This window comes from Lentzea roselyniae (assembly GCF_039537795.1).
GTDB classification, from domain to species: domain Bacteria; phylum Actinomycetota; class Actinomycetes; order Mycobacteriales; family Pseudonocardiaceae; genus Lentzea; species Lentzea atacamensis.
Genome location: NZ_BAABBE010000023.1, coordinates 70,797 through 95,710, shown reverse-complemented (window position 1 = coordinate 95,710; position 24,914 = coordinate 70,797). Strand labels below are relative to the sequence as shown.

20 protein-coding genes and 1 tRNA gene are annotated in these 24,914 nt (G+C 67.9%); 11 read left to right on the top strand and 10 right to left on the bottom strand.

Features of this window, described 5'->3' with window-relative positions; genetic code table 11:
• Positions 1-27 precede the first annotated feature (27 nt).
• On the bottom strand, positions 28-240 hold the full coding sequence (gene rpmE / locus ABFX45_RS32925; RefSeq protein ID WP_030472471.1) for a 50S ribosomal protein L31: 213 nt from the start codon (positions 238-240) through the stop codon (positions 28-30).
• 245 nt (positions 241-485) lie between these two features.
• Here rpmE and ABFX45_RS32920 point away from each other — a divergent pair, with 245 nt between their 5' ends.
• Entirely contained in the window at positions 486-872 is a 387-nt protein-coding gene (locus ABFX45_RS32920; protein ID WP_109634702.1) for a hypothetical protein, read from the top strand.
• Positions 873-958: 86 nt separating this feature from the next.
• Here the strand turns inward: ABFX45_RS32920 and rho are convergent, their stop codons facing one another.
• The 6 genes from rho to argS all read right to left on the bottom strand — a co-directional run bounded on the left by rho (position 959) and on the right by argS (position 9,530).
• Positions 959-2,935, bottom strand: coding sequence for a transcription termination factor Rho (gene rho / locus ABFX45_RS32915; RefSeq protein ID WP_109634704.1), 1,977 nt, complete (start codon positions 2,933-2,935; stop codon positions 959-961).
• 321 nt (positions 2,936-3,256) lie between these two features.
• Positions 3,257-4,114 carry a homoserine kinase gene (gene thrB, locus ABFX45_RS32910; RefSeq protein ID WP_346134222.1) on the bottom strand — a complete coding sequence of 286 codons (858 nt, stop codon included), beginning with the start codon at positions 4,112-4,114 and terminating at the stop codon, positions 3,257-3,259.
• The gene (thrC, locus tag ABFX45_RS32905) at positions 4,111-5,163 is read right to left on the bottom strand and encodes a threonine synthase (RefSeq protein ID WP_407656882.1); all 1,053 of its coding nucleotides are present in this window, start codon (positions 5,161-5,163) and stop codon (positions 4,111-4,113) included. Before thrC ends, thrB begins: the two co-directional genes overlap by 4 nt.
• Before the next feature lie 14 nt (positions 5,164-5,177).
• On the bottom strand, positions 5,178-6,479 hold the full coding sequence (locus ABFX45_RS32900) for a homoserine dehydrogenase (RefSeq protein WP_109634710.1): 1,302 nt from the start codon (positions 6,477-6,479) through the stop codon (positions 5,178-5,180).
• 4 nt (positions 6,480-6,483) lie between these two features.
• Positions 6,484-7,902 carry a diaminopimelate decarboxylase gene (gene lysA / locus ABFX45_RS32895; protein WP_109634713.1) on the bottom strand — a complete coding sequence of 473 codons (1,419 nt, stop codon included), beginning with the start codon at positions 7,900-7,902 and terminating at the stop codon, positions 6,484-6,486.
• On the bottom strand, positions 7,902-9,530 hold the full coding sequence (argS, locus tag ABFX45_RS32890) for an arginine--tRNA ligase (protein WP_346134219.1): 1,629 nt from the start codon (positions 9,528-9,530) through the stop codon (positions 7,902-7,904). The genes lysA and argS overlap by 1 nt, the downstream gene beginning before the upstream one ends.
• Before the next feature lie 169 nt (positions 9,531-9,699).
• Here argS and ABFX45_RS32885 point away from each other — a divergent pair, with 169 nt between their 5' ends.
• Together ABFX45_RS32885 and ABFX45_RS32880 are read left to right on the top strand one after the other, a co-directional pair.
• The gene (locus tag ABFX45_RS32885) at positions 9,700-10,527 is read left to right on the top strand and encodes a thioredoxin-like domain-containing protein (protein WP_109634718.1); all 828 of its coding nucleotides are present in this window, start codon (positions 9,700-9,702) and stop codon (positions 10,525-10,527) included.
• Complete coding sequence (locus tag ABFX45_RS32880) at positions 10,527-11,213, top strand: DUF305 domain-containing protein (RefSeq protein WP_346134217.1); 687 nt, start codon at positions 10,527-10,529, stop codon at positions 11,211-11,213. The genes ABFX45_RS32885 and ABFX45_RS32880 overlap by 1 nt, the downstream gene beginning before the upstream one ends.
• 81 nt (positions 11,214-11,294) lie before the next feature.
• Here the strand turns inward: ABFX45_RS32880 and ABFX45_RS32875 are convergent, their stop codons facing one another.
• Complete coding sequence (locus ABFX45_RS32875; RefSeq protein ID WP_109634722.1) at positions 11,295-11,693, bottom strand: hypothetical protein; 399 nt, start codon at positions 11,691-11,693, stop codon at positions 11,295-11,297.
• A 104-nt stretch (positions 11,694-11,797) separates the two neighbouring features.
• Between ABFX45_RS32875 and ABFX45_RS32870 the strand changes: the two genes are divergently transcribed.
• Together ABFX45_RS32870 and ABFX45_RS32865 are read left to right on the top strand one after the other, a co-directional pair.
• Complete coding sequence (locus tag ABFX45_RS32870; protein ID WP_170154840.1) at positions 11,798-11,962, top strand: hypothetical protein; 165 nt, start codon at positions 11,798-11,800, stop codon at positions 11,960-11,962.
• A 98-nt stretch (positions 11,963-12,060) separates the two neighbouring features.
• A complete protein-coding gene (locus tag ABFX45_RS32865; RefSeq protein ID WP_346134214.1) occupies positions 12,061-13,935 on the top strand; it encodes an acyl-CoA dehydrogenase family protein in 1,875 nt (624 codons plus the stop codon).
• 221 nt (positions 13,936-14,156) lie between these two features.
• Here ABFX45_RS32865 and ABFX45_RS32860 read toward each other — a convergent pair whose 3' ends face one another.
• Positions 14,157-15,326, bottom strand: a complete 1,170-nt coding sequence (locus tag ABFX45_RS32860) for an ROK family transcriptional regulator (protein ID WP_170166730.1) — start codon at positions 15,324-15,326, stop codon at positions 14,157-14,159.
• Between the two features lie 151 nt (positions 15,327-15,477).
• Between ABFX45_RS32860 and ABFX45_RS32855 the strand changes: the two genes are divergently transcribed.
• The gene (locus ABFX45_RS32855; RefSeq protein ID WP_346134211.1) at positions 15,478-19,707 is read left to right on the top strand and encodes a GH92 family glycosyl hydrolase; all 4,230 of its coding nucleotides are present in this window, start codon (positions 15,478-15,480) and stop codon (positions 19,705-19,707) included.
• A gap of 260 nt (positions 19,708-19,967) precedes the next feature.
• Here ABFX45_RS32855 and ABFX45_RS32850 read toward each other — a convergent pair whose 3' ends face one another.
• Positions 19,968-20,876: a cation diffusion facilitator family transporter gene (locus tag ABFX45_RS32850; RefSeq protein WP_346134210.1), complete on the bottom strand. Its 909-nt coding sequence runs from the start codon at positions 20,874-20,876 to the stop codon at positions 19,968-19,970.
• A gap of 202 nt (positions 20,877-21,078) precedes the next feature.
• Here ABFX45_RS32850 and ABFX45_RS32845 point away from each other — a divergent pair, with 202 nt between their 5' ends.
• The 5 genes from ABFX45_RS32845 (at position 21,079) to ABFX45_RS32825 (ending at position 23,760) form a co-directional block, all read left to right on the top strand.
• Positions 21,079-21,612, top strand: a complete 534-nt coding sequence (locus tag ABFX45_RS32845; RefSeq protein WP_346134209.1) for a YbaB/EbfC family nucleoid-associated protein — start codon at positions 21,079-21,081, stop codon at positions 21,610-21,612.
• Positions 21,609-21,908, top strand: a complete 300-nt coding sequence (locus tag ABFX45_RS32840) for a hypothetical protein (RefSeq protein ID WP_346134207.1) — start codon at positions 21,609-21,611, stop codon at positions 21,906-21,908. Before ABFX45_RS32845 ends, ABFX45_RS32840 begins: the two co-directional genes overlap by 4 nt.
• Positions 21,905-22,951: a hypothetical protein gene (locus tag ABFX45_RS32835; RefSeq protein WP_146231472.1), complete on the top strand. Its 1,047-nt coding sequence runs from the start codon at positions 21,905-21,907 to the stop codon at positions 22,949-22,951. The genes ABFX45_RS32840 and ABFX45_RS32835 overlap by 4 nt, the downstream gene beginning before the upstream one ends.
• Positions 22,951-23,430, top strand: coding sequence for a DUF6346 domain-containing protein (locus tag ABFX45_RS32830; protein WP_346134205.1), 480 nt, complete (start codon positions 22,951-22,953; stop codon positions 23,428-23,430). Before ABFX45_RS32835 ends, ABFX45_RS32830 begins: the two co-directional genes overlap by 1 nt.
• A 255-nt stretch (positions 23,431-23,685) precedes the next feature.
• Positions 23,686-23,760, top strand: a tRNA-Arg gene (locus tag ABFX45_RS32825).
• Positions 23,761-24,914: the final 1,154 nt, after the last annotated feature.

Here is a 24,914-nt window from a genome sequence, read left to right as displayed (position 1 = left end):
TGCCGGGGTCAGGCGCCGTTAACGCAGCTACTTGTTGCGCTTGCCGTAACGCGCCTCGAAGCGCGCGACGCGGCCACCGGTGTCCAGGATCTTCTGCTTGCCCGTGTAGAACGGGTGGCAGTTCGAGCAGACCTCGACGTGCACGGAGCCGGAGGTCTTGGTGCTCCGGGTGGTGAAGGTGTTGCCGCAGCCGCAGGTGACCTCGGTGGTCACGTACTCCGGGTGGATTCCAGTCTTCAAGATCTTGTCCCTTTCAAGGATGGCCGCCGGGTCCCTGTTGCTGATGACGGGTGAACCGGAGCCGGACTCGACCGTTTAGTGTGCCAGACCCTTCAACACGTGCAAAAACGCGGTTGTTCCCGACGCCTCCGCGTGTCAGAAGTCACAACCGCTTAACCTCCGTGATACGCCGTTCGGCGCAAGGTGTGCCCGTTCGACCAAATACGGCTCAGTGTTGTTGGTGAGCTTCCATCACACTGTGTGCCGTGTTCTGCACCACCGAACGGCCGATGAGCCCGCGCCTGTGGCTGGCTGTGCCGTTCCTCTTCTCCGCCGCCGTGTTCGGCCTGATGGGGTCGGCAGGGCTGATCACTGCTTCCTGGACGACGGTGCCGTTGTCGCCCGTCGTGTCCGGGGCCGGAGTGGCGGTCGCAGCGGCCGTGTCCGGTGGGGTGCGGTGGCGGCGGCCCTGGCATCGCGTGTGGGTGCGGTTCCCGTATCTGGCCGCGGTGCTGGCTGCCGGGGTGGTGGTGGGCGCGGTGGAGATTCCCGCGCTGGTCACGACGGTGGTGGGGCTGCCGGTGTTGCTGGGCCTGGTGTTCCAGTCCCTGGTGCAGACCGATGAGAGCCGACCGGCGTCCGACTGCCGCTGAGCACCTCGGCATTCGAGTGAAGCAACACGAAAAGACCCCCGGTGACCTGCACCGGGGGTCTTTTCACGTGAAACTCAAGCAGCCGATCAGTCCTGCTCGGCGCCAGGCGTCGTCTTCGCCACCTGCATCAGGAACTCGATGTTCGTGCGCGACTTGCGCAGCCGGTCGAGCAGCAGGTCGATGGCCTGCTGACCGTCCAGCGCGTGCAGCACCCGACGGAGCTTGTGCGTGACCGCCATCTCATCCGGCGACAGCAGCAGCTCTTCCTTGCGAGTACCCGACGAGTCGACGTCGACAGCCGGGAACGTCCGCTTGTCCGCGATCTTCCGGTCGAGCTTGAGCTCGGCGTTACCCGTGCCCTTGAACTCCTCGAAGATGACCGAGTCACCGGCGGAACCGGTCTCGACCAGCGCCGTCGCGATGACGGTCAGCGAGCCGCCGCCCTCGATGTTCCGGGCGGCACCCAGGAAGCGCTTCGGCGGGTACAGCGCGGTGGAGTCGACACCACCGGACAGGATGCGGCCGGAGGCCGGCGCCGCCAGGTTGTAGGCGCGGCCCAGTCGCGTGATCGAGTCGAGCAGCACGACCACGTCGTGGCCCATCTCCACCAGCCTCTTCGCGCGCTCGATCGCGAGCTCGGAGATGGTGGTGTGGTCCGACGGCGGGCGGTCGAAGGTCGAGGCGATGACCTCGCCCTTCACCGAGCGCTGCATGTCGGTGACCTCTTCCGGACGCTCGTCGACGAGGACGACCATCAGGTGGCACTCGGGGTTGTTCTTGGTGATCGCGTTGGCGATCGCCTGCAGCACCGAGGTCTTGCCGGCCTTCGGGGGCGACACGATCAGGGCGCGCTGGCCCTTGCCGATCGGCATCACCAGGTCGATGACACGGGTGGTGAGGATGTGCGGCTCGGTCTCCAGGCGCAGACGCTCGTTCGGGTAGAGCGGCGTCAGCTTGGTGAAGTCCGGGCGGTTGCGGGCCTCGTCCGGGTCCAGGCCGTTGATCTTGTCGACGCGGACCAGCGGGTTGAACTTCTGGCGCTGCTGCTCGCCCTCGCGCGGCTGACGGACGGCGCCGGTGATGGCGTCACCGCGGCGCAGGCCGTACTTGCGGACGAGCGAGAGCGAGACGTAGACGTCGTTCGAGCCGGCCAGGTAGCCCGACGTGCGGACGAACGCGTAGTTCTCCAGCACGTCCAGGATGCCCGCGACCGGGAGCAGGACGTCGTCCTCGCGCACCTCGGTCTCACGGTCACCGCGCTCGACACCCTCACCGCGGCCACCGCGGCGGCGACGGTCGCGGAACCGGCCGCGACGACCACCGTCCTCGTCGCCGTCCTGGGACTGGCCGCCCTGGCGGTCGCGGTCGCGGTTGCGGTCACGACCACTGCGGTCGCCACGGTCCTGGCGGTCGCCACGGTCCTGGCGCTCGCCACGATCCTGACGGTCACCACGATCCTGGCGCTCACCGCGGTCCTGACGGTCACCACGGTCCTGACGCTCGGAACGCTCCTGGCGGTCACCGGAACGCTCAGCGCGCTCCTGACGCTCGGGGCGCTCGGCACGCTCAGCGCGCTGCTCGGGCTGCTGGCTCTCGCCCGCCTCGGCGTTTCCGCCACCACGGCCGGAGCGGCGACGACGGTTGCCTCGGCGACCGCCCTCCTCCGCGGACGTGCCGGTTTCGGCGGGAGCGGGAGCAGCGGCGGCAGCGGGCTTTTCCGCTACCTCGAGCTGCTGCTGAACAGGCTTTTCGGCGACGGCCGGCTTCTCGGCGGGAGCCTTCGCGGCGGCCTTCTCGGCCTTCGCGGGCTTCTCGGCTTTGGCCGGGGCGCCGGAGCCCTGCTTCTCCTTGATGGCCGCGATCAGGTCGCCCTTGCGCAGACCTGCGGTTCCGGTGATGCCCAGCTGGCCGGCGAGCTCGCGAAGCTCAGCGAGCACCATGCCGGACAGACCCGCGCGGCGGCGCGGCGTCGTGCCGTTCGAAGGGGTGGACAGAGCGGTCTCCTCGGCTCCAGAACCAGAAGCAGCTGCGACATCGCTGCTCAGCAAATCGGTGTTGCTCACACATGTCCTTCCTGACCAGGCCCCGCCTCCTACGCGGCCCAGCGGACCCGTCTTCCCGCTTCAACTGGGGAACGACGGTCAGTCCGATGCAGACGGAAGCACACACCGCTTCCGGCAAGCACGGGACTTTTCTCAGGTCACACGGCGATCGGGTGCCTCTTTTGCGTCCGCCCCGCCCGCACGGCACAGAGCCGGAACACAAAAGGATTGCGACCCGGAACGAGTGTCCGGGCGCGACACCGGCGCCCGTGCGCGCGGTGACTGATCGCCCCCGAGGGTAGACGCCGGTCTCCCCGCATGCAACAACCGGGGTCGGGCGTGTCAGTCCAATGGACGAACGCGCACGCCGGCGGTGTCGACGTCGAGTCTCCGCACGTCGAAGCCGTTGACGTCGACCTCGGCCGGGAGGTCGCCGAACGCGATCACGGTGGGTCCCGCTCCGGACACGCAGGCGGGAACACCGAGCTTGCGAAGATCGTTGATCACCCGAACGGTGTCGGGCCACGCGGGCTCGCGGTAGTTCTGGTGGAGGCGATCCTCAGTCGCAGCAAGGAGAAACGACGGGTCCGACGTCAGCGCGTGCACCGCCAGGGCAGCCCGTCCTGCGGCGTGCGCGGCGTCCACGTGCGGCACTTCGGCCGGAAGCAGGCCGCGCGTCGTCTTGGTGGACGACTCCTGGGATGGAATCAGCACGACCGGGCGCACCCGTGCGTCGGGCTCCATCCGGACGGCGCGGTATCGCTCTCCTTCAGACCACGCAATGACAATGCCGCCGAACAAAGAGGCCGCCGCGTTGTCCGCATGACCTTCGAACTCGGCAGCGATTTGCAACGCGTCCGTGTCCAACTCGCGACCCGTCAGGGTGAATCCGGCTGCGACACCCGCCACGATCGCTGCGGCCGACGAGCCCAGTCCACGTGCGTGCGGAATGACGTTGCGGCACTTCAGGGCGAGTCCACCGGTGTATCCGGCGGCGCGGACGGCCCGCACGACGAGATGGCTCTCGTCGAGCGGGACGTCACCTGATCCAGCGCCCTCGACCGTGATCGAGAGACCGCCAGAGTTGTCTTCCGGGACGGCCACCTCGATCTCGTCGTACAACCCGAGCGCCATGCCCAGCGCGTCGAACCCCGAACCGAGGTTCGCGGTCGACGCGGGGACGGAAACCAGAAACCTCACGCGAGCTCCAGCGCGTGCGCGACGGCGCCGGGGTCGACCGGGACCGGCTCGACCTCGGTGACGCCGAGCAACGCGGTGTCGGGGTCCTTCAGACCGTGCCCGGTGACGGTGCACACAACCGTCGAGCCCTTCGGCAGCCGGCCGTCCTCGGCGGTCATCAGCAGACCGGCGATGGACGCCGCCGACGCCGGCTCCACGAAGATGCCCTCGCTCGCCGCCAGCAGCCGGTAGGCGGCCAGGATCTGCTCGTCGGTGACCGCGTCGATCAGGCCACCGGACTCGTCGCGAGCGGTGATCGCGCCGGTCCACGACGCCGGGCTGCCGACCCGGATCGCCGTGGCGATGGTCTCTGGGTTCGGCACCGGCACGCCGGAGACGAGAGGCGCCGCACCCGCGGCCTGGAAGCCGTACATCTTGGGCAGGCCCTGCTCGTACGCCTGGTAGCCCTGCCAGTACGCGGTGATGTTGCCCGCGTTGCCGACCGGCAGGCAGTGGAAGTCCGGCGCCTGGCCGAGCACGTCGCAGATCTCCCACGCGGCGGTCCGCTGGCCGATCAGCCGCACCGGGTTGACCGAGTTCACCAGCGTCACCGGGTATTCGGCCGCAGTCTTGGACGCCAGTTCCAGGCAGTCGTCGAAGTTGCCGTCGATCTGGAGGATCTTCGCGCCGTGCATGACGGCCTGCGCGAGCTTGCCCATCGCGATCTTGCCGCTGGGCACCAGCACGGCGGCGGTGAGCCCGGCCTTGGCCGCGTAGGCGGCGGCGGACGCCGACGTGTTGCCGGTGGAGGCGCAGATGACCGCCTTGATGCCGGACGCGAGCGCGTACGTCATCGCGACCGTCATGCCGCGGTCCTTGAACGAACCGGTCGGGTTCGCGCCCTCGACCTTCACGTACACGTCGGAGCCGGTTGCCTCGGAGAGGCGCTTCGCGTGCACCAGCGGCGTACCGCCCTCGTGCAGCGTCACGATCTCCGCGCCTTCCGGGATCTCGATCCGGTCGCGGTACGCGTGGATGAGACCGGGCCAGCCCGCTTTGACAGTGCTCATTCCTTCAGGGCCGCTCATTCTTCGCCCTCCACCCTCATCACGCTCACGACCTCCCGCACCACCGGGAGGCCGCCGATCTTGTCCACAGTGGACCGCAGCGCGGCGTCCGTCGCCGCGTGCGTGACGATCACCAGGCTGGCGTCCTCGACGCGGCCTTCCTGGCGCACCGCGGCGATGCTCACGTGGTGCTCGGCGAAGACCGCGGCGACCTGCGAGAGGACACCGGGCTTGTCCGCCACGTCGAGGCTGATGTGGTAGCGCGTGGGCGTGTTACCCATGGGCTGCACGGGAAGCGCGGCGTAGGCCGACTCGCGCGGACCACGTCCGCTCGCGACCTTGTTGCGCGCCACGGCGACCAGGTCGCCGACCACGGCGCTCGCCGTCGGGGCGCCACCGGCACCCTGCCCGTAGAACATCATCTCCCCCGCCGCGTCGGCCTCGACGAACACCGCGTTGAACGCACCGTTCACGCTCGCCAGCGGATGCGTCCTGGGGATCATGGCCGGGTGCACTCGAACGGCGACTGATTCCTGGCCGGACGGGGCGACGACCCGCTCGCAGATCGCGAGCAGCTTCACCGTGCGGCCGAGGCCCTTCGCCGCCGCGATGTCCGCCGCGGACACCGCGCGGATGCCCTCGCGGTAGACGTCCGCAGCCGTCACTCGCGTGTGGAACGCAAGGGACGCAAGGATTGCGGCCTTCGACGCGGCGTCGAACCCGTCGACGTCGGCGGTCGGGTCCGCCTCGGCGTAACCGAGCCGCGAGGCCTCCTCGAGCGTCTCGCCGTAACCGGCGCCCGTGGCGTCCATCGCGGACAGGATGAAGTTCGTCGTGCCGTTCACGATGCCCATGACGCGCGTGATCCGGTCTCCCGCAAGGGATTCCCGCAGCGGGCGCAGCAACGGGATCGCGCCGGCGACGGCAGCCTCGAAGTAGAGGTCGGCACCGGAGGAGTCGGCGGCCTCGAACAGGTCGGGCCCGTGCTCGGCGAGCAGCGCCTTGTTCGCGGTGACGACGGACTTGCCCGCCTTCAACGCGTCCAGCAGCAACCCGCGCGTCGGTTCGATGCCGCCGATGACCTCGACGATGACGTCCACGTCGTCCGACGCGACGAGCGCGGCGGCGTCCGTGGTGAGCAGGTGCTCCGGCACGTCTCGGTGTTTGTTCGGCCTGCGCACGGCGATGCCCGCGAGCTCAACCGGCGCGCCGATGCGCTGGGTGAGGTCCTCGGCCTGGTCCGTCAGCAGCCGGACTACCTCCGTGCCCACCGTGCCACAACCGAGCAAGGCGACCCGAATAGGTTTCACTTCCGGCACTGTCCTATACCTCCAGACGGAACAAGTCGTCCTCGGTCTCACGGCGCAGCAGCAGCCGCGCCTCTCCACCGGTCACCGCGGCGAGCGCGGGCCGTGGAAGTCGGTTGTACCCGCTCGCCATCGAGTAGCAGTAGGCCCCGGTCGCAGCGATCGCGATCAGGTCTCCCGGCGCGAGGTCGTCCGGCAGCCAGCAGTCACGTACCACGATGTCACCGGACTCGCAGTGCTTGCCGACCACGCGGCACAGGACCGCACGCGACTCGGGCTCCGCGGCGCGCGAGACGAGCTTGCAGTCGTAGACCGCGTCGTAGAGCGCCGTGCGGATGTTGTCGCTCATGCCGCCGTCGACGCTGACGTACCGGCGCCGGGCGCCACCGTCCAGCTCGACGTCCTTGATGGTGCCGACCTCGTACACGGTGACCGTGCCGGGGCCGACGATCGCGCGGCCGGGCTCCACCGCGATGCGAGGCATCTCCAGGCCGTTGTGCTCGCACTCCTTCTGCACGATGTTGTGCAGCTGCCGCGCGAGCTCCGCGGGCGGGGGCGGGTCGTCGTCCGGCGTGTACGCGATGCCGAGGCCGCCGCCGAGGTCGACGACGCTCAACGAGTCGATCTCGCCGTGCTCCTCGCGGATGTCCGCGAGCAGGCCGATCACCCGCCGCGCGGCGACCTCGAAGCCGGACGCGTCGAAGATCTGCGAGCCGATGTGGCTGTGCAAGCCGACGAGCTTGAGGCCGCTCGCCTTGAGCACGCGCCGCACGGCCTCGGCCGCGTCGCCGGAGGACAGCGAGAAGCCGAACTTCTGGTCCTCGTGCGCGGTCGCGATGAACTCGTGGGTGTGCGCCTCGACGCCGACCGTCACGCGGATCAGCACCGGCTGCACCACACCGCGCTCGCGGGCGATCTGGTCGAGGCGGGCGATCTCGTGGTACGAGTCGAGCACGATCCCGCCGACGCCGGCCTCGACGGCCGCGATCAGCTCGGGAACGCTCTTGTTGTTGCCGTGCAACGCAATGCGCTCGGCAGGAAAGTTCGCCCTGAGAGCGATCGCGAGCTCGCCGCCACTGCAGACGTCGATCGAGAGGCCCTCTTCCGCCACCCACTTCGCGACCTGCACGCTCAGGAACGCCTTGGAGGCGTAGTGCACGAGCGTCGGGTCGCCGAAGGCCTCGGCGTGCTCGCGGCAACGCGCGCGGAAGTCCTGCTCGTCCATGACGAACAGCGGGGTGCCGTACTGCTCGGCGAGCCCGCGCACGTCCACGCCGCCCAGCTCCACGACGCCGTCGGCGTTGCGGGTGGCGTTGCGCGGCCAAACGGTCGGGTGCAGGTGGTCGAGCTGCTCTGCGGTGCTCGGGCGGTCGCCGGCGGTGTTGCCGGGGACCATCACGTCGGCGTGCCGGGGTCCGGCCGGGTGCGCGCGCATCACATGCGCTCCGGGGCGGTCACGCCGAGCAGGCCGAGGCCCGCGGCGAAGACCCGCCTGGTCGCGTTGACGAGCTGAAGCCTGACCTGGTGCAACGGAGTCGTCTCCTCATCGCCGCGCGGAAGCACGCGGCAGTCCTGCTGGAAGCGGTGGTACGTCCCCGCGAGCTCTTCGAGGTAGCGAGCCACGCGGTGGGGCTCCCGCAGTTCGGCGGCGGTGGCCACCACGCGCGGGAACTCGCCGATGGTGCGGATGAGGTCGCCTTCACGCTCGTGGGTGAGCAGCGCGAAGTCCTCACCGGGGGTGATGCCCAGGTCGGCGGCGTTGCGGAGGATCGACGACGTGCGCGCGTGGGCGTACTGCACGTAGTAGACCGGGTTGTCGTTGCTGTGCTTGCGCAGCAGGTCGAGGTCGATGTCGAGGCTGGAGTCGACGCTCGACCGGATCATGGCGTAGCGCGCCGCGTCCACGCCGACCGCGTCGACCAGGTCCTCCATCGTGATGACGGTGCCCGCGCGCTTGCTCATCCGAACCGGCTGGCCGCCGCTCACGAGGTTCACGAGCTGGCCGATCAGCACCTCGACGCTGTCCGGGTCGTCGCCCAGCGCGGCCGCCGCGGCCTTGAGGCGCGCGATGTAGCCGTGGTGGTCGGCGCCGAGCATGTAGATGCACAGGTCGAAGCCGCGGCCGCGCTTGTCGACGAGGTAGGCGATGTCACCCGCGATGTAGGCCGGGTTGCCGTCGCTCTTGATGACGACACGGTCCTTGTCGTCGCCGAAGTCCGTGGACCGCAGCCACCAGGCGCCGTCCTTCTCGTACAGCGAGCCGTTCGCCTTGAGCTTGGCGACCGCCTCGTCCACACGACCGCTCTGGTGCAGCGAGTCCTCGTGGAAGTAGACGTCGAAGTCGACGCCGAAGTCGTGCAGGCTGCGCTTGATCTCCTCGAACATGAGCCCGACGCCGACCTCGCGCACCGTCTCGGGGTCGCCCAGCGCACCCGGTTCACGACGCAGCACCTCGGCGGCGATGTCGCTCACGTACGTGCCCGCGTAGCCGTCCTCGGGGGCCGGCTCGCCCTTCGCCGCGGCGATCAGGGACCGGACGAACCTGTCGATCTGCGCGCCTGCGTCGTTGAAGTAGTACTCGCGCGTGACGTCACCGCCACGTGCTTCGAGGACCCGTCCGAGCGCGTCACCGACGGCCGCCCAGCGCGCACCACCGAGGTGGATGGGGCCGGTCGGGTTCGCCGAGACGAACTCCAGGTTGATCTTCTGGCCGGCCAGCTCGGAACCGGTGCCGTAGCCGTCCTTCAGCGCGTCCTCGACGATCGCGCCCTGCGCCTCGGTGGCGATGGTCAGGTTGATGAAGCCGGGACCGGCCACGTCCGCCTTCGCGATGGCCGGCTGGGTCCGCAGCGCCTCGACGAGCGACGTCGCGAGGTCGCGCGGGGCGACACCGGCCTTCTTGGCGAGCTGGAGCGCGATGTTCGTGGAGTAGTCCCCGTGCTCGGGGTTCCTGGGTCGCTCGACCGTCACCTGCTCGGGGAGCGAGGTGATGTCCAGGCCTCGGTCAGCCAGCAACCGGGCAACCGCGGTCCGGACGAGATCGGCGAGCACTTCAGGGGTCACGACGCATGAGTCTAGAGAAGCGTTGTCGCAGGTCTCGACCGGGTTACCGGGTCTCGGAGGGTGAGACGGCAAGTGTTAACGCCCACGTGGTATCGCTACGCGCTGACAGTGATCAGACACGAAGTCCCTACACTGGCGCCGGTTGACCAGGACGACATCTGAGGCGGACATGACCAGCGGCAAGAAGACGAAGGCCACACGCAACAGCGTGGCCGCAGCCCGTTCCTCGGTGGTGGCGAGCAAGCCGAAGCCGTGGGGCACGATCATCGCGGTGATCGCCGTGCTGGGCCTCGCGGGCGGCGTGTTCGGATACGCGTTCACGCAGATCCAGGCGAACAACGCCAAAGAGGCCGCGCTGGCCAAGTGGAAGCCGTCCGACACGAACAAGGACCCGTCGACGCAGCTCGCGGGCATCGTGATCAAGGACTACAAGGGCTCCCGGCACGTCGAGCCGACCCAGCGCGTCGCGTACGACCAGACCCCGGCCTTCGGCGGTCCGCACGACTCGCAGTGGGCCGACTGCACCGGTGTCGTCTACGACAAGGCCGTCCGCACCGAGAACATGGTGCACGGGCTGGAGCACGGCGCCGTCTGGATCGCGTACAACCCCGACCAGGTCAAGGACGACGCGCTCAACAAGCTCAAGGCCAGGGCCGAGGGCCAGCCGTACACGATGCTGTCGCCGTTCCCCGGTCTCGACAAGCCGATCTCGCTGCAGTCGTGGGGCCACCAGCTGAAGGTGGACAACGCCGACGACGAGCGCATCGACCAGTTCATCTCCTCGCTGCGCCGCAACCCGAACACCTACCCGGAGGTCGGCGCCTCCTGCGAGAACTCGCAGTTCCTGTCGAACCCGGCCCCGTTCGTGGCCGAGAAGCCGGGCCCCGACGCCGTGCCGATGGACGGCGGCAAGGACGACTCCGCCACCGAGGGACAGCAGGGACAGCCGAGCACGCCCCCGACGTCGGGCTCCGGCTCGACGCCGCCGTCCAGCTGATGACCTCACCGGAGACCAGCGAGTCCGAGCGTTCCTCCGGGGTCGCTCGGACCCTCGTGATCACCGCGGCGGTGCTCGCCGTGCTCCTGCTGGGCGCGGCGATCGGCCTGCTCGTGAAGCTCCCCGGCTCGACGTCGTCCGCGGCACCGGCCTCCGGCTCCGTGGACGTCGGCTTCTGCCAGGACATGGCGGTGCACCACCTGCAGGGCATCCAGATGGCCAACATCGCCCGCGACCGGTCCACCGACCCGGACATCCGGCAGCTCGCCTTCGACATCGCCTCCACCCAGCTCGAACAGGTGGGGCGAATGAAGGGCTGGCTGATGATGTGGAACGAGCACGAACAGTCACCCGACGGCGTGTACATGGCGTGGATGAACGACGCCGGCATCCACGGCCACGGCGCCACCACGGCAACGCCCGGCCAGCCGCTCATGCCCGGCATGGCCACCACAGAGGAGCTGACGAAGCTGCGCGGGCTCTCGGGCCGAGACCTCGAGGTGTACTTCCTCCAGCTCATGATCCGCCACCACGTGGGCGGGGCGCCGATGGCCGAGTACGCGGCCAGGCAGGCCGGGCAGCCGTTCGTGCGGACGCTCGCCGACAACATGCTGAAGTCGCAGACTTCTGAACTCGACGTGATGAAGGACTACCTGGCCAAGCGCGGAGCCGCACCGCTGCCGTAGCCCGGTCTTCGTCGTAAGGGGCCGTTCTCGCTTCCGCGGGGGCGGCCCTTCGCGTTGCACACGACGGCGTTCTCAAACTTGCTAAGAGTTGCTGCTTGAGCGAATCGACTGAAGCGCTCGGCCGGTCTCCTGAATGAACCAGAAGGACCACCCGTTGCGGTTGGGGTGCACGCTCGGATTCAGCGCCTGGACCACGGCGATGGCGGCACCGCTCGGACTCTTGAACGAGCGGCCGGTGAGTGAGCCGCTCGTGATGGAGACCCTTCTGGTGGCTGGATGGAACTCCGCCTCGACGTGGTGCCCCTCGTAGTCCGCATATATCGCAACAGGCTCTACGGGTGCGGCGGGTGCGGCCACGGCGTCTTGGTTCACGAACGCGTTGACCAAGCGGCGAATGACCTCGCTCTCCGTCACGCTCCAGGCTCGCGCGAGCAGGCGCACTTGCTGATGCACGTCCTCGTCGAGTTCAAGACGTTCCACGCGACCTCCATTCCAGTCTCGACCCACTGCTACAGTAGCACCTGGAGCCTACGAACTATTCTTGAGAAGAGGTCGCCCTGATGGATCCACTAAAGGTGGCACTCGTGACCATCGCGGTTCTGTTCGGCGTCGTCGGGACCTTGGTGGCGGTGCTGGTCAAGAAAGCCGACCACGCCGGCAGATCCGCGACCTGGACCGCCGGCGCAGGCTCGTTCGCCGGCGTGTTCACCATCGTGGTGATGTCGTTCAACAGCCTCGGCCTGCTGTAGACGAACGTTGCACGTCCCGCGCCCGTTTCACCCTCCGGACCGGTGGACATCCGCCTACCGCTGAGTAACGTGGGTCACACCCCTACTCGGAGGTAACCATGACCGTCGACGAGCGCGCGGCCAGGCAGGTCGCCGAACAAGCACGGGAAACCCGCTGGCAGCGACCGAGCTTCGGCAAGGAGCTCTTCCTCGGTCACTTCCGCATCGACCTCATCCACCCGCATCCGAGTGGCACGGCCGAGGACCGCGAGCGCGGTGAAGCGTTCCTGAAGAAGCTCCGCGAGTTCACCGAGTCCCACATCGACAACACCGTCATCGAACGGGACGCGCAGATCCCCGACGACGTGCTGAAGGGCCTGAAGGACCTCGGCGCGTTCGGCATGAAGATCAAACCGGAGTACGGCGGCGTCGGCCTCACGCAGGTCTACTACAACAAGGCCCTGATGCTGGTCGGCTCGGCCAGCCCCGCCCTCGGCGCCATGCTGTCCGCCCACCAGTCCATCGGCGTTCCCCAGCCCATCGCGATGTTCGGCAGCCCCGAGCAGAAGGCCGAGTTCCTGCCGCGCTGCGCGAAGGGCGAGATCACGGCGTTCCTCCTCACCGAGCCGGACGTGGGCAGTGACCCCGCGCGCCTCGGCACCACCGCGACGCCCGACGGTGACGACTACGTCCTCAACGGCGTGAAGCTGTGGACCACCAACGGTGTCGTGGCCGACCTCCTCGTCGTCATGGCGCAGGTGCCGGAGCGCGGCATCAGCGCGTTCGTCGTCGAAGCCGACGCCGAGGGCATCACCGTCGAGAACCGCAACGCGTTCATGGGGCTGCGAGGGCTCGAAAACGGTGTGACCAGGTTCCACAACGTCCGGGTGCCCAAGAAGAACCTCATCGGCAAGGAGGGGGCCGGCCTCAAGATCGCCCTGGCCACCCTCAACACCGGCCGCCTGAGCCTTCCCGCCCTCTGCGCGGGCAGTGCCAAGTGGTGCCTGAAGATCGCGCGTGAGTGGGGCTCCGCGCGCACGCAGTGGGGCCTGCCGGTTGGCAAGCACGAGGCCATCGCGGGCAAGATCGCCTACATCGCGGCGACGGCGTACGCGCTGGAAGCCGTGCTGGACCTCAGTTCCGAGATGGCGGACGCCGGCAAGCACGACATCCGCATCGAGGCCGCGCTCGCCAAGCTCTACGCGAGTGAGAAGGCCTGGCTCGTCGCGGACGAACTGGTCCAGATCCGCGGCGGACGCGGCTACGAGACGGCGGAAAGCCAGGCGGCGCGCGGAGAACGCGGCATCGCGGCCGAGCAGGTCCTGCGCGACCTGCGCATCAACCGCATCTTCGAAGGCTCCACGGAGATCATGCACCTGCTGATCGCCCGCGAGGCCGTCGACGCGCACCTGTCGGTGGCCGGCGACATCATCGACCCCGACGCCGACCGCCAGGCGAAGATGAAGGCCGCGGCGAAGGCCGGCGGGTTCTACGCGAAGTGGCTGCCCACGCTCGTCGTCGGCAAGGGGCAGAGCCCCGCCGCGTACACCGAGTTCGGGCCGCTGGCCAAGCACCTGCGGTTCGTCGAGCGGTCGGCGCGCAAGCTGGCGCGGCAGACGTTCTACGCCATGTCGCGGTGGCAGGGGAAGATGGAGCGCAAGCAGCGGTTCCTCAGCCGGATCGTGGACATCGGCGCCGAGCTGTTCGCGATCAGCGCCGCGTGCGTGCGGGCCGCGCAGGACCAGAACCCCAACTCCCAGCAGCTCGCGGGCGCGTTCGCCAAGCAGGCGCGGATCCGGGTCGACGAGCTGTTCGAGAGGCTGTGGAAGAACACCGACGACAGCGACGTGCTGCTGGCCAAGCAGGTCATGGACGGCAACTACACGTGGCTGGAGGAGGGCGTGATCGACGCGTCCATCCCAGGTCGGTGGATCGCGGACGCGACGCATCGCGAGTCGACGGTGGCCAACGTGCACAGGCCCACGCCGCGCTGACCCCCGGTTACTGCACTGGGCAGGCTGATGGTGCGGGCGCGGCACCTGCCCAGTGCACGGCCGGTAGGGGGCTACGTCCCCCGCATCCCCCTACCGACTCCCCTTGCAACGGAAGGACACAACACCCTCCAGGTGGAGGTTCCGGTAACGCTAAGCCACAAAACACCGTTAACAGTTACGACAATTGAGTGAACTACCAGGTAGGGGTCACTCGACTACTCTCAGAGAGTCACTTCGAAGACGAGTTCGCGGGCGGCTCGCAGGCCCATCGCGAGAGCTCCGGAGAGCACCGCGCCGTCACCCAGCGAACCCGCGGCGATCGGGGGCGCCAGCGGCGTCATCGTGCGCAGCGAAGCTTCCATCGGAGCGAGCAGCAAGTCGACGTTCGACCCGACGCCACCACCCAGAACGACCAGTTCGGGGTCGATCACCGCGGCGACGGAGGCCACCAGGAACGCCAGCCGTTCCGCCTCGATCCGCACGACTTCGAGCGCCTGCGCGTCACCCGAACGCGCGGCGGCGAACACCTGACGGGCCGAGCGCGCCGGCAGTCCGCGTTCATGTGCCAGCGCCACAACGGATTCCGCCGCCGCGGCGTCCTCCAGCTGTCCACGCTGGACATCCGAAGTGGCCTTGCCGAACGGCAGGAACCCGACCTCGCCCGCCGCCCCGTGCGCGCCGCGGAACAGCACGCCGTCCACGACGATGCCCATGCCCACACCGGTGCCGACGGTGACGCACACGAACACGCGAGCGTCCTGAGCCGCCCCGTAGACGTGCTCGCCCAATGCGGCCAGGTTGGCGTCGTTCTCCACGATCACGACCGGCCCCAGCGACGATTCCAGCCCGTCGAGCACGCCCGCGGACTCCCACCCCGGCAGGTTGGGCGCGTGCCGCACGACCCGCGAGCGCTGGTCGATCACGCCGGGGCTGCCGATCACCTTCACCACGACGTCCGTGAGAGCCATCCCAGCATCCGCCACCGTGTGCGAGGCCAGCTCCGTCACCGTGCGCACCAGCGCCGAAGCGGACCGGCTGCGGTTGCGCTCGTCCACGCGTGCCACGACGGATCCGCCCAGGTCGGCCACGGCCGCCCGGATCCGTTCCCGCCCGATGTCGACGCCGAGCACGTACCCCGCGGCCGGATTCGGTTCGTAGACCACGGCTGAACGTCCGGGCCCGGATGTCGTGCGGCCGATCGGGCGCACCAGGCCGTGCCGTTCGAGATCGACGAGAGCCTGTCCGACCGTCGGCTTGGACAGCCCGGTGTCCTTCGCGATCTGCGGGCGGGTGGCGGCACCCAGACGGCGCAACCGATCCAGCACAGCGCGTTGGTTGAGCACGCGCATGCCCGCTGGTGTACCCACCTCTGGCGGCTTGCGGTCGGTCACCGAACGAGTCTAGATCTTGAGCGGTGGACCACGCGCGCAACTGTTGAGAGGACAAGTTCGAAGACAGTTTCTGGCCGATCTCTTGACAACGATGTCACCTGCAGAAACGCTCCCTCGCGAACGGGGCAGGCAAGGCGGCGGAAGGGTTGCAATGAGGCAACTGGGGAAGAGACGAACAACGGCACTGTTGAGCGTTGCGATCACTGCGACACTGGTGTGCGGCGTCACCAACGGCTACGCGGCCGCCGCACCCGAGGAGTCAGGCGTGGGCTTTTCGTCGTCCTTTGAGGACGGTCAACCCCAACCGTCGTGGATCAGCACGGTCGAGACCGACGCGGCGGGCAAGCCGAAGTCGGCGGGCGTGATCGGTTCGGACGGCACGGGCATCCCCGGCAACGTCGCCGAGCACGCCACGGTGACCGCCAACGGGGAGTACGCGGACGCCGGCGAGTACGCGGCGAACCTCACCGATGGCAGCGTGAACACCAAGTGGCTGGTCTTCACCAACACCGCCTGGGCGAAGTTCACGTTCGCCCAAGCTCAGACGATCAAGAAGTACGCGCTCTCATCGGCCAACGACGCCCCCGAGCGCGACCCGAAGAACTGGACCCTGCAGGGCTCGAACAACGGCACCGACTGGACCGTGCTCGACACCCGCACCGGCGAGACGTTCGCCGAGCGCTTCCAGACCAAGCTCTACGACATCGCCGCTCCGGCGGCGTTCACCCAGTACAAGCTCGACATCACGCTGAACAGCGGCTCCCCGAACATCGTGCAGCTCGCCGAGGTGCAGCTCTCCGACGGCTCCACGAACCCACCGGCGCCGAACATGCGCAGCGTCGTCGGCAACGGCCCCACGGGCGGTTACACGTCCAAGGCACGGGTCGGCTGGACGGGCGTGAAGGCGTTCCGCGCCCAGGGCAGGCACACGACCGAGGGCCGGGCCTACAGCTACAACAAGGTCTTCGACGTCGACATCAAGGTCGAGCAGAAGACCGAGCTGTCGTACATGATCTTCCCGGACTTCGTGACCGACAACCTGAACTACCCGAGCACGTACTCGTCGGTGGATCTCGCGTTCTCCGACGGCACGTACCTGAGCGACCTCAAGGCGGTCGACCAGCACGGCGCGGTGCTGTCGCCGCAGGGCCAGGGCGCGGGCAAGTTCCTGTACGCCAACCAGTGGAACAAGGTGGCGTCCACGATCGGCGCGGTCGCGGCCGGCAAGACGATCAAGCGGATCCTGGTCGCCTACGACGGCCCCAAGGGCCCGACGGAGTTCGGTGCCTGGTTCGACGACATCAGGATCGGCGACGTCGTCACGAAGCAGTACGCGAAGCCCTCGGACTACGTGCTGACCACGCGCGGCACGAACTCGAACGGCTCGTTCTCGCGGGGCAACAACTTCCCGGCGACCGCGGTGCCGCACGGCTTCAACTTCTGGACCCCGATGACCAACGCGGGTTCGCAGAGCTGGCTGTACGAGTACCAGCAGCGCAACAACGCGCAGAACCTGCCGACGCTGCAGGCGTTCACCGCGTCCCACGAGCCCAGCCCGTGGATGGGTGACCGCCAGACGTTCCAGGTCATGCCGTCGGACAAGGCTCCGACGCAGGACCGCGCGTTGCGGTCGCTGCCGTTCAAGCACGACAACGAAGTCGCGAAGGCGCACTACTACGGCGTGACCTTCGAGAACGGCATGAAGACCGAGATCGCGCCGACGGACCACGCGGCGGTGTTCCGGTTCACGTTCGCCGACTCCGGTGAGAAGAACCTGGTGTTCGACAACGTCAACAACCTCGGTGGTCTCACCCTGGACGCCGCTTCTGGTGTCGTCACGGGCTTCTCGGACGTCAAGAGCGGCCTCTCGACCGGCGCGACCCGCCTGTTCGTCTACGGCAAGGTCGACAGGCCGGTGACGGCGAGCGGCCGTTTGTCCGGTGCCGGTCGTGACGCGGTCGGCGGCTACTTCTCGTTCGCGGACAAGACGGTCCAGCTGAAGATCGCGACCTCGCTGATCTCGGTCGACCAGGCGCGCGCCAACCTCGACCAGGAGATCAGCGCGTCCGACTCGTTCGAGGCGGTGCGCGACCGCGCGCAGGCCGCGTGGGACAAGGTGCTCGGCATCCTCACCGTCGAGGGCGCGTCCGAGGAGCAGCTGATCACGCTGTACTCCAACATGTACCGGCTCTACCTGTACCCGAACTCGGGCTACGAGAAGGTCGGCGACAAGATCCAGTACGCGTCCCCGGTGTCGCCTCTGGTCGGTGAGAACACGCCCACGCGCACCGGCGCGAAGATCGTCGACGGCAAGATCTACGTCAACAACGGCTTCTGGGACACCTACCGCACGACCTGGCCCGCCTACAGCCTCTTCACCCCTTCCAAGGCGGGCGAGATGGCCGAGGGCTTCGTCCAGCAGTACAAGGACGGCGGCTGGATCTCGCGCTGGTCCTCCCCCGGTTACGCCGACCTGATGACCGGCACGAGCTCCGACGTGGCGTTCGCGGACGCGTACCTGAAGGGCGTGTCGAACTTCGACATCAAGGCCGCCTACGACGCCGCGGTGAAGAACGCGTCCGTCGTGCCGCCGAGCAACAACGTCGGCCGCAAGGGCATGGACCGGTCGGTGTTCCTCGGCTACACCGCGAACGACCAGCTGCACGAGGCGTGGTCGTGGGCGATCGAAGGCTACCTCAACGACTTCGGCATCGCGTCGATGGCGAAGGCGCTGCACGAGAAGACGGGTGAGAAGCGGTACGCCGAGGAGCACGAGTACTTCCTCAACCGCGCCCAGAACTACGTGCTGACGTTCGACCAGCGGATCGGCTTCTTCCAGGGCCGCAACATCGACGGCTCGTGGCGCGTCGAGGACCCGGCGAAGTACAACCCGCAGGACTGGCGCTACGACTACACCGAGACGAACGGCTGGAACATGGCCTTCACGGTGCCGCACGACGGACAGGGCCTCGCGAACCTGTACGGCGGGCGGGAGAAGCTGGCGCAGAAGCTCGACCAGTTCTTCACGCTGCCAGAAACGGCCAAGTTCCCCGGCGGCTACGGCGGCGTGATCCACGAGATGATCGAGGCGCGCGACGTCCGGATGGGCCAGTACGGCCACTCCAACCAGCCGTCGCACCACATCGCCTACATGTACAACTACGCCGGCAAGCCCGCCCGCACCGCGGAGAAGGTCCGCGAGATCCTGGCGCGCCTGTACGTGGGTTCCGAGCAGGGTCAGGGCTACGCCGGTGACGAGGACAACGGCGAGATGTCCGCGTGGCACCTGTTCTCGTCGCTGGGCTTCTACCCGTTGCAGATGGGCAAGCCGGCCTACGCGATCGGTTCGCCGCTGTTCACCAAGGCGACCGTGAAGCTGGAGAACGGCAAGAAGCTGGTGATCAACGCGCCGAAGAACAGCGCGAAGAACATCTACGTTCAGGGCGTGAAGGTCAACGGCAAGGCGTGGAACAAGACGTCGCTGCCGCACGACGTGCTCGCGGCCGGCGCCACGATCGACTTCGACATGGGCCCGGCGCCGTCGGCGTGGGGTACGGGCGCAGGCGACGTGCCGGACTCGATCACCACCGGTGACGCGGTTCCGACGCCGCTGCGCGACGTGTCCGCGGGTGTGTCCACGGCTGCTCTGGTGGACAACAACTCCGGCACCTCCGCGGTGGTCCGCACGTTCGACTTCAAGGCGGCCGACGCCAAGGAGAAGGCGGAGTTCTACACGCTGACCAACGCGAAGTCGGGCAAGTCCCCGTCGTCCTGGGAGCTCAAGGCCTCCTACGACGGCAAGACGTGGGCAACGGTCGACAAGCGCTCCGGCGAGAACTTCCAGTGGCAGCAGTACACCCGGTCGTTCAAGATCGCGTCGCCGGGCCGCTACAACTTCTACCGTCTGGAGTTCTCGGAGGACGTCGCACTGGCGGAGTTCGAGCTGATGTCGAAGCCGCTGCCCGCCTGCACCACGACGGTGACCGGCACGGTCGACGGCGGCCTGCAGGCCAAGGGCGTGACCTGTGTGGACGGTGCCACGATCAACGGCCCCGTCACGGTCGCCAAGGGCGCCACGCTGCTGATGTTCGGCGGCGAGATCAAGGGCCCGCTGTCGGCGACGGACGCCGCTTCCGTGGTGCTGGTCGGCGTGAAGGTCGGCGGCCCGGTGACGGCGCACGCCACGTCGTCGGAAGTCGCCCTGGAGAACACCTCGGTCGGTGGCCCTGTGTCACTGACGTCGAACAGGACCAGGTCGGTCGTCGCCTTCTCGAGCGTCGGCGGCCCGCTGTCCTGCACGGGCAACAACCCGGAACCGTCGAACAACGGCTTCCCGAACGAGGTGAAGGGGCCGAAGGCAGGACAGTGCACTGCTCTGTAGCGAGCAACTGATTTCGTTTGAACCGGAAAGGCCGCGTTCCGTCACGGGACGCGGCTTTTCTCGTTCACCTGAACGGATCTATCCCGTTCGGACATACTTCGATGAGATCTTGGCAATTCATCGCTGTGACTGGGGAGGCTCTTGTGGTGCCGTTCGAGCGAGGCCGCATCTGGGTGGCCGTGCCGCAACCTCGCACCGAGGCCGTTCCGTCACGAACCGGGGCCCCGTCCACTAAGGACGGATTCCGCGACCTGCCTGCCTCACCAGGAAAGCTCCCGGCACCGCTGCGCTGACGAGCCGCCCTCGACCTGCAACGTGGCGTGCTCGATGTGGTACTTGGTCGCCAGCAACGACTGCGCCGCCTTGAGCACGTTCTCGTGATCCGCGTCCTTCGCGGTGGTGAGGTGCGCCGAAGCCACCTCCATGCCACTGGTGAGCGTCCACACGTGCAGGTCGTGCGCCTCCGCAACCCCGGGCAGCGCCGTCAGAGCCTTCTGCATCTCGGTCACGTCCAACCGCTCGGGCGCGTGCTGGAACAGGATGTGCAGCGCGTTCTTGGCCAGGCTGTACGTCCGCGGCAACACCCACACGCCGATCAGCACACCCATGACCGGGTCCGCGTACTTCCACCCCAGCGTCAGCGTGACGAGGGCGGAGATGAGCACGCCCACCGACCCGATCAGGTCCGCGAGCACCTCCAGGTACGCACCCTTGACGTTGATGCTGTCCTTGGCGCCTTCCCGGAGAACGCTGAAGCTGACGAGGTTGGCGCCGAGGCCGAGCGCCGCCGCGATGAGCACCGGCCAGCCCGGCACCGCGGGCGGATCCTGGAACCGCCCGATCGCCTCGTAGATCACGTAACCCGCGACACCGAACAGCAGCACCGCGTTGGCCAGCGCCGCGAGCACCTCGGCCCGGTAGAACCCGAACGTCCGGTTCTTCCCCGCCTTGGCCCGGCGCGCCACCATGATCGCGGCCAGCGCCATGCCCACACCCAGCACGTCCGTGAGCATGTGCGCGGCGTCGGAGATCAGCGCCAGGGACGACGTCGCGAAGCCCACCACGAACTCGACCACCATGAACACCGCGCCGATGCCGAACGCGATCCACAGCTTGCCGGAGTGCTGCCCGCTCCCCGACGCCGTTCCGTGCCCGTGCCCGTGACCCATGCCAGGAACATATAGCGACATGCGCATGAGTGCAATCGGTGCACCTGAATTCGCCTGGCCAGCGGTGATGCACCTCACGGCCACCTCGCCTCGCGTCAATCGCCGCGACTGATCAGCCGATTGTCCCGTTGGCCAGTGCGGAGCAACGCGATCCACTAATCTCCGGTGGCGTTCAGCACGAGATGCAATCCTGGGGGAACGCGTGTTCGATCCCGAACAGCTGTTCAGCCAGTACGAAGGCAAGCTCGCCGAGGCTCAGGCCAGGAGCGACGCCATCCGCGAGAACCTCGCGAACATGCGCATCACCGAGCGCAGTCCGGACGGGCAGATCACCGTGACCGTGAACGACGCGGGCAACCTCGTCGGCCTGGAACTCGGCCAGGCCCTGCAGCGCAAGGACAGCGCGTCCGTCGCGCAGGACATCATGCGCACCGTGCAGGCCGCGCAGAGCCGTGTCGCGACCACGGTTCAGGAGGCGATGTCGCCGTTGATGGGTGCCGACTCCGAGGCCATGCACCTGATGATGGACAAGCTGCGCAGCGCCCAGCCGCCGCCCCCGCCGCAGTACGTGCCGGGCGGTGGCGGATACGGCTCGTCCGAGCCGCGTCTGGGAGCCATCGAGGACGACACCCCACCGCCCCCTCCCCCGCCGCAGTCGACCCGCCCGCCGCAGCCGCCCCGGCGCCGCCCGGTCGAGGATGACGACGACTTCAGCAACGGGGGCTTCCTCCGATGAACTACCGCATCAACATCGACGAGATGCAGAGCCACGCCGGTCGGCTGAACGAGATCGGAGGGCGCATCAACACCGCCATGAGCGCGGCCGACACGACATCGAACCCCGAGGCGTTCGGCCTGCTCGGCATCCCGCTCGCGGCACTCTGCGCTGCAGCGCAGTACGGGGCGATGAACGGCCTCAAAGAGGCGGCCGAGGCCGCGCTCGACCACCACAAGCGCGTCCTGGACTGGCGTGAGGACGTCAAGAACAACGAAGAGATGCAGACCAACCGCTTCAAGGGAGGTGCGTTTTGAGCACGCCGAGCATGGGGCCCGCCTTGGCCACGGCCCCGAACCCGCTGGTCCGCAAGGGCGAAGACACCCCGGCCACCGAGGGCGCCGGCCTGTTCCACGACGTCACCGAAGCGGTCAAGGGCTTCTCAGACGGCAACTGGGCGGAGGGCCTGCTCAACCTCGCCAGCGCCGCCGGCGACATCGCCACCGCTCTCACCGACCCGCTCGCGTACCTGTTCAGCGCGGGCTTCGGCTGGCTGATGGAGCACGTCAGCTTCCTCAAGGAACCACTCGACTGGCTGACCGGCGACCAGACCGCGCTGGACGGCATGGCGAAGACCTGGCAGTCGGTCGGAAGCTACCTCGACGAGGTCCAGGCCGACCTGAAGGACACCGTCAACAAGGACGCGGGCCAGTGGCAGGGTGACGATTCGACGCAGTACCGCACGTTCGGCACCGACCGCGCGGACACTTACGGCGCCATCGGCACCGCCGCCAGCGGCATGGGAATCCTGATCACCATCTGCCGCACGATCCTCAAGGTCGTCCGCGACATCGTTCGCGACCTGATCTCCGAGGCGATCGGCAAACTGATCAGCATCTGCCTGCGCTGGGCCCCGGCCGTCGCGGCGCTCGGCGCGGGCATCGCCGGTGCCATCGCCGAGTGCGTGCCCACCGCGGTGAAGTACGCGCAGAAGTGCATCGAGTGGTGCCGCAAGCTCACCAAAGCGTTCAGCAAGGCGGGCGGCCTGTTCAAGAAGCTGGACGACGTGCTCGCCAACGCCAGCACGAACCTCGCCAAGCGCGGCGACGACTTCGTGACCGTGCTCAAGCGGGGCGCGGACGCCGACATCGCCCGCGCGATGAAGGACTTCAACTTCGTCGACATGATGAAGGATGCGGGAGCGGGAGCGAAGAAGGTCGTCGTCGACGGAGTCACCGGCCTCCCGAAGGACATCGGCCCCGCGATGGCCGAGGAATTCCGCAAGGAGGGCGCGAAGATCGTGGACAACCGCGGCTGGAAGACGTGGCGCGAGCTGAAGGAAGAGGAAGAAAAGGGCTGATGAAGGCACTCCACCGGATCTTCGCCTTCCTGCTCGTTCCCGCACTCGGCTACCTGCTCGGCGCCACGATCTTCAACCACTTCTGGGACGAGGTCGAGCCCGGCGACCCAGCGAAGGCGAAGCTGGTCGCGGTGGCGAAGTCCTGCGAACGCCACGGCCCGGTGGCACCTCGGGGATTCGGCTTCTACTACAGGTGTCAGACCGAGGTCCGCTCCCAGCCGAGCGGAAACGTCACCAAGTGGACCGTGACCGGCTGGCTGGAACCCTCGGACATCGGCAAGGAGTATGCCGTCCACACCGCGAGGCGGGGCACGGAGCTGACGCCGGACGTGCGATCGCAGGTCTTCCTGGGCTGGTTGTCGACGTTCGTCTTCGCGATCGCCTTTCTGTTCATGTTCGTCAAGATCGCCGGCCCTGCGATGCCCGAGGGGCGCCACAAACGCCGGATGCCCACGCGTTACGAGCCGCCGGCGACGTAAACCCACCGTCCTATGCGGTCGAGTGCGACTCCGTCCATGCTCCACTGTGTCGCAGACCACACCTGGCGACGGGGTGACGAACATCGAGGCCATCCGGCGCACCTCCGCTCGCCCAGAGGCACCGCTCCTGGGCGACGGAGTCTGAATACGCAGATCAAGACGCCTGTGAGGCGCCTGACGGCTGCCTCTCGAACACACGGACCAGCCGGTCGAAGCCAGGTTTCCGCCGTGCGCTATGCTTCCCACGTAGCTACGGCCCCCGTAGCTCAGGGGATAGAGCACCGCCCTCCGGAGGCGGGTGCGCAGGTTCGAATCCTGCCGGGGGCACCAAAGTGATCAAGCGTTTCCGCAGTTCAGCCCTGTTCCCCTCGCGGGGTCCAGCGTTGAGCGGAAACGCCAAAGCCCAGGTCAGCACTGTTCCCCTTGGTCTCCTACGGGGGTGCTGCCTTTGCTGGCCGTTCGTGCAACTCCGCTTGAGCTTCTAAACACGCGTTGGGCTTCAGCACTCACTCGGCGGCATGAGCGGACGTCTGCGACACGCCACCCGTAGCTCGACACTCAACTGCCGACGCCTGGACGAGAAGCCAGTCGTGTACGCGGAAACCCTCGACCAGTAACCACAGGGTCGCGCCTCGGCGACGGCGTTGAGCATCGTGACCAGTACCGACACGCATGGCATTGGGGGGTGTTCACGGGCGGGGTGGTCACGGTGTTCACGCTACTGCGTGTCGGTGGTTCTACAGCGGCAACTACTCGCGGACCCGCCCGCGCACGTGCGGCCAGAGCTCGCCGAGTGAGAGGTTCAGTGCCCGAACTTGCCGGGCGATCTGCAGCTCGGTGAGCGGAGCGGTAACGGGGACGCCGACGTAGCCGGTGTCCCTTTTGGACAGATCCGCTTCTACGGCGCGGAAGCGGGCAACGACCGCCCGAGTGGGGAGACACCACACCGCCACCGACAAACCGTCTGGGCGACACTACAGACATCCTTACCCATACCATCGCGTCACACACTGCGGCGAGGGCTTCTCATCAGGGCATGATGCGGGCGCGAACGTGGCGGCGGCAGCGGGGACGTCCAGGTGCACCGGCACGAATTTATCGGCGCTGGGTCGATTTGCCGCAGCCCGGCAGCGCTGGTCGATCACGCCGCGAGCACACGTGGTCGTGCCGATTCAGGCGGCCCGCCCAGCTGAGGAAGAGCTCGATCTCCGCCCAGCCCCTGTGAGGTCTGGTAGCCGGAGCGGATCTCGCGTCCCAACAGGTCTTGACTTCTGCGTCGACTTCGACGAAGCGGAGGTTCGTTGCTCGATGATGCCGGATCCCTGCACCGGACTGCTGAGCCGCGGTGATCGTGCTCCGTGGGCCACAGGGGCATGATCGTGAGGTTGGCGCTACGACTGCTCGTCAGGCCGTACCGAGCGCCGCGCGGGAACCCGTGGTGTCCTTCCCCTGGGGTGGGGTGGGGGAAGGGGAAGGGGAAGGAC

What these genes read in the sequence shown, in the direction of transcription:
- thrC (WP_407656882.1), bottom strand. Translation starts at nt 5,163, where the DNA reads ATGAGCACTGTCAAAGCGGGCTGGCCCGGTCTCATCCACGCGTACCGC.
- lysA (WP_109634713.1), bottom strand. Translation starts at nt 7,902, where the DNA reads ATGCGCGCGCACCCGGCCGGACCCCGGCACGCCGACGTGATGGTCCCC.
- ABFX45_RS32885 (WP_109634718.1), top strand. Translation starts at nt 9,700, where the DNA reads ATGACCAGCGGCAAGAAGACGAAGGCCACACGCAACAGCGTGGCCGCA.
- ABFX45_RS32880 (WP_346134217.1), top strand. Translation starts at nt 10,527, where the DNA reads ATGACCTCACCGGAGACCAGCGAGTCCGAGCGTTCCTCCGGGGTCGCT.
- ABFX45_RS32865 (WP_346134214.1), top strand. Translation starts at nt 12,061, where the DNA reads ATGACCGTCGACGAGCGCGCGGCCAGGCAGGTCGCCGAACAAGCACGG.
- ABFX45_RS32855 (WP_346134211.1), top strand. Translation starts at nt 15,478, where the DNA reads ATGAGGCAACTGGGGAAGAGACGAACAACGGCACTGTTGAGCGTTGCG.
- ABFX45_RS32850 (WP_346134210.1), bottom strand. Translation starts at nt 20,876, where the DNA reads ATGGGTCACGGGCACGGGCACGGAACGGCGTCGGGGAGCGGGCAGCAC.
- ABFX45_RS32840 (WP_346134207.1), top strand. Translation starts at nt 21,609, where the DNA reads ATGAACTACCGCATCAACATCGACGAGATGCAGAGCCACGCCGGTCGG.
- ABFX45_RS32830 (WP_346134205.1), top strand. Translation starts at nt 22,951, where the DNA reads ATGAAGGCACTCCACCGGATCTTCGCCTTCCTGCTCGTTCCCGCACTC.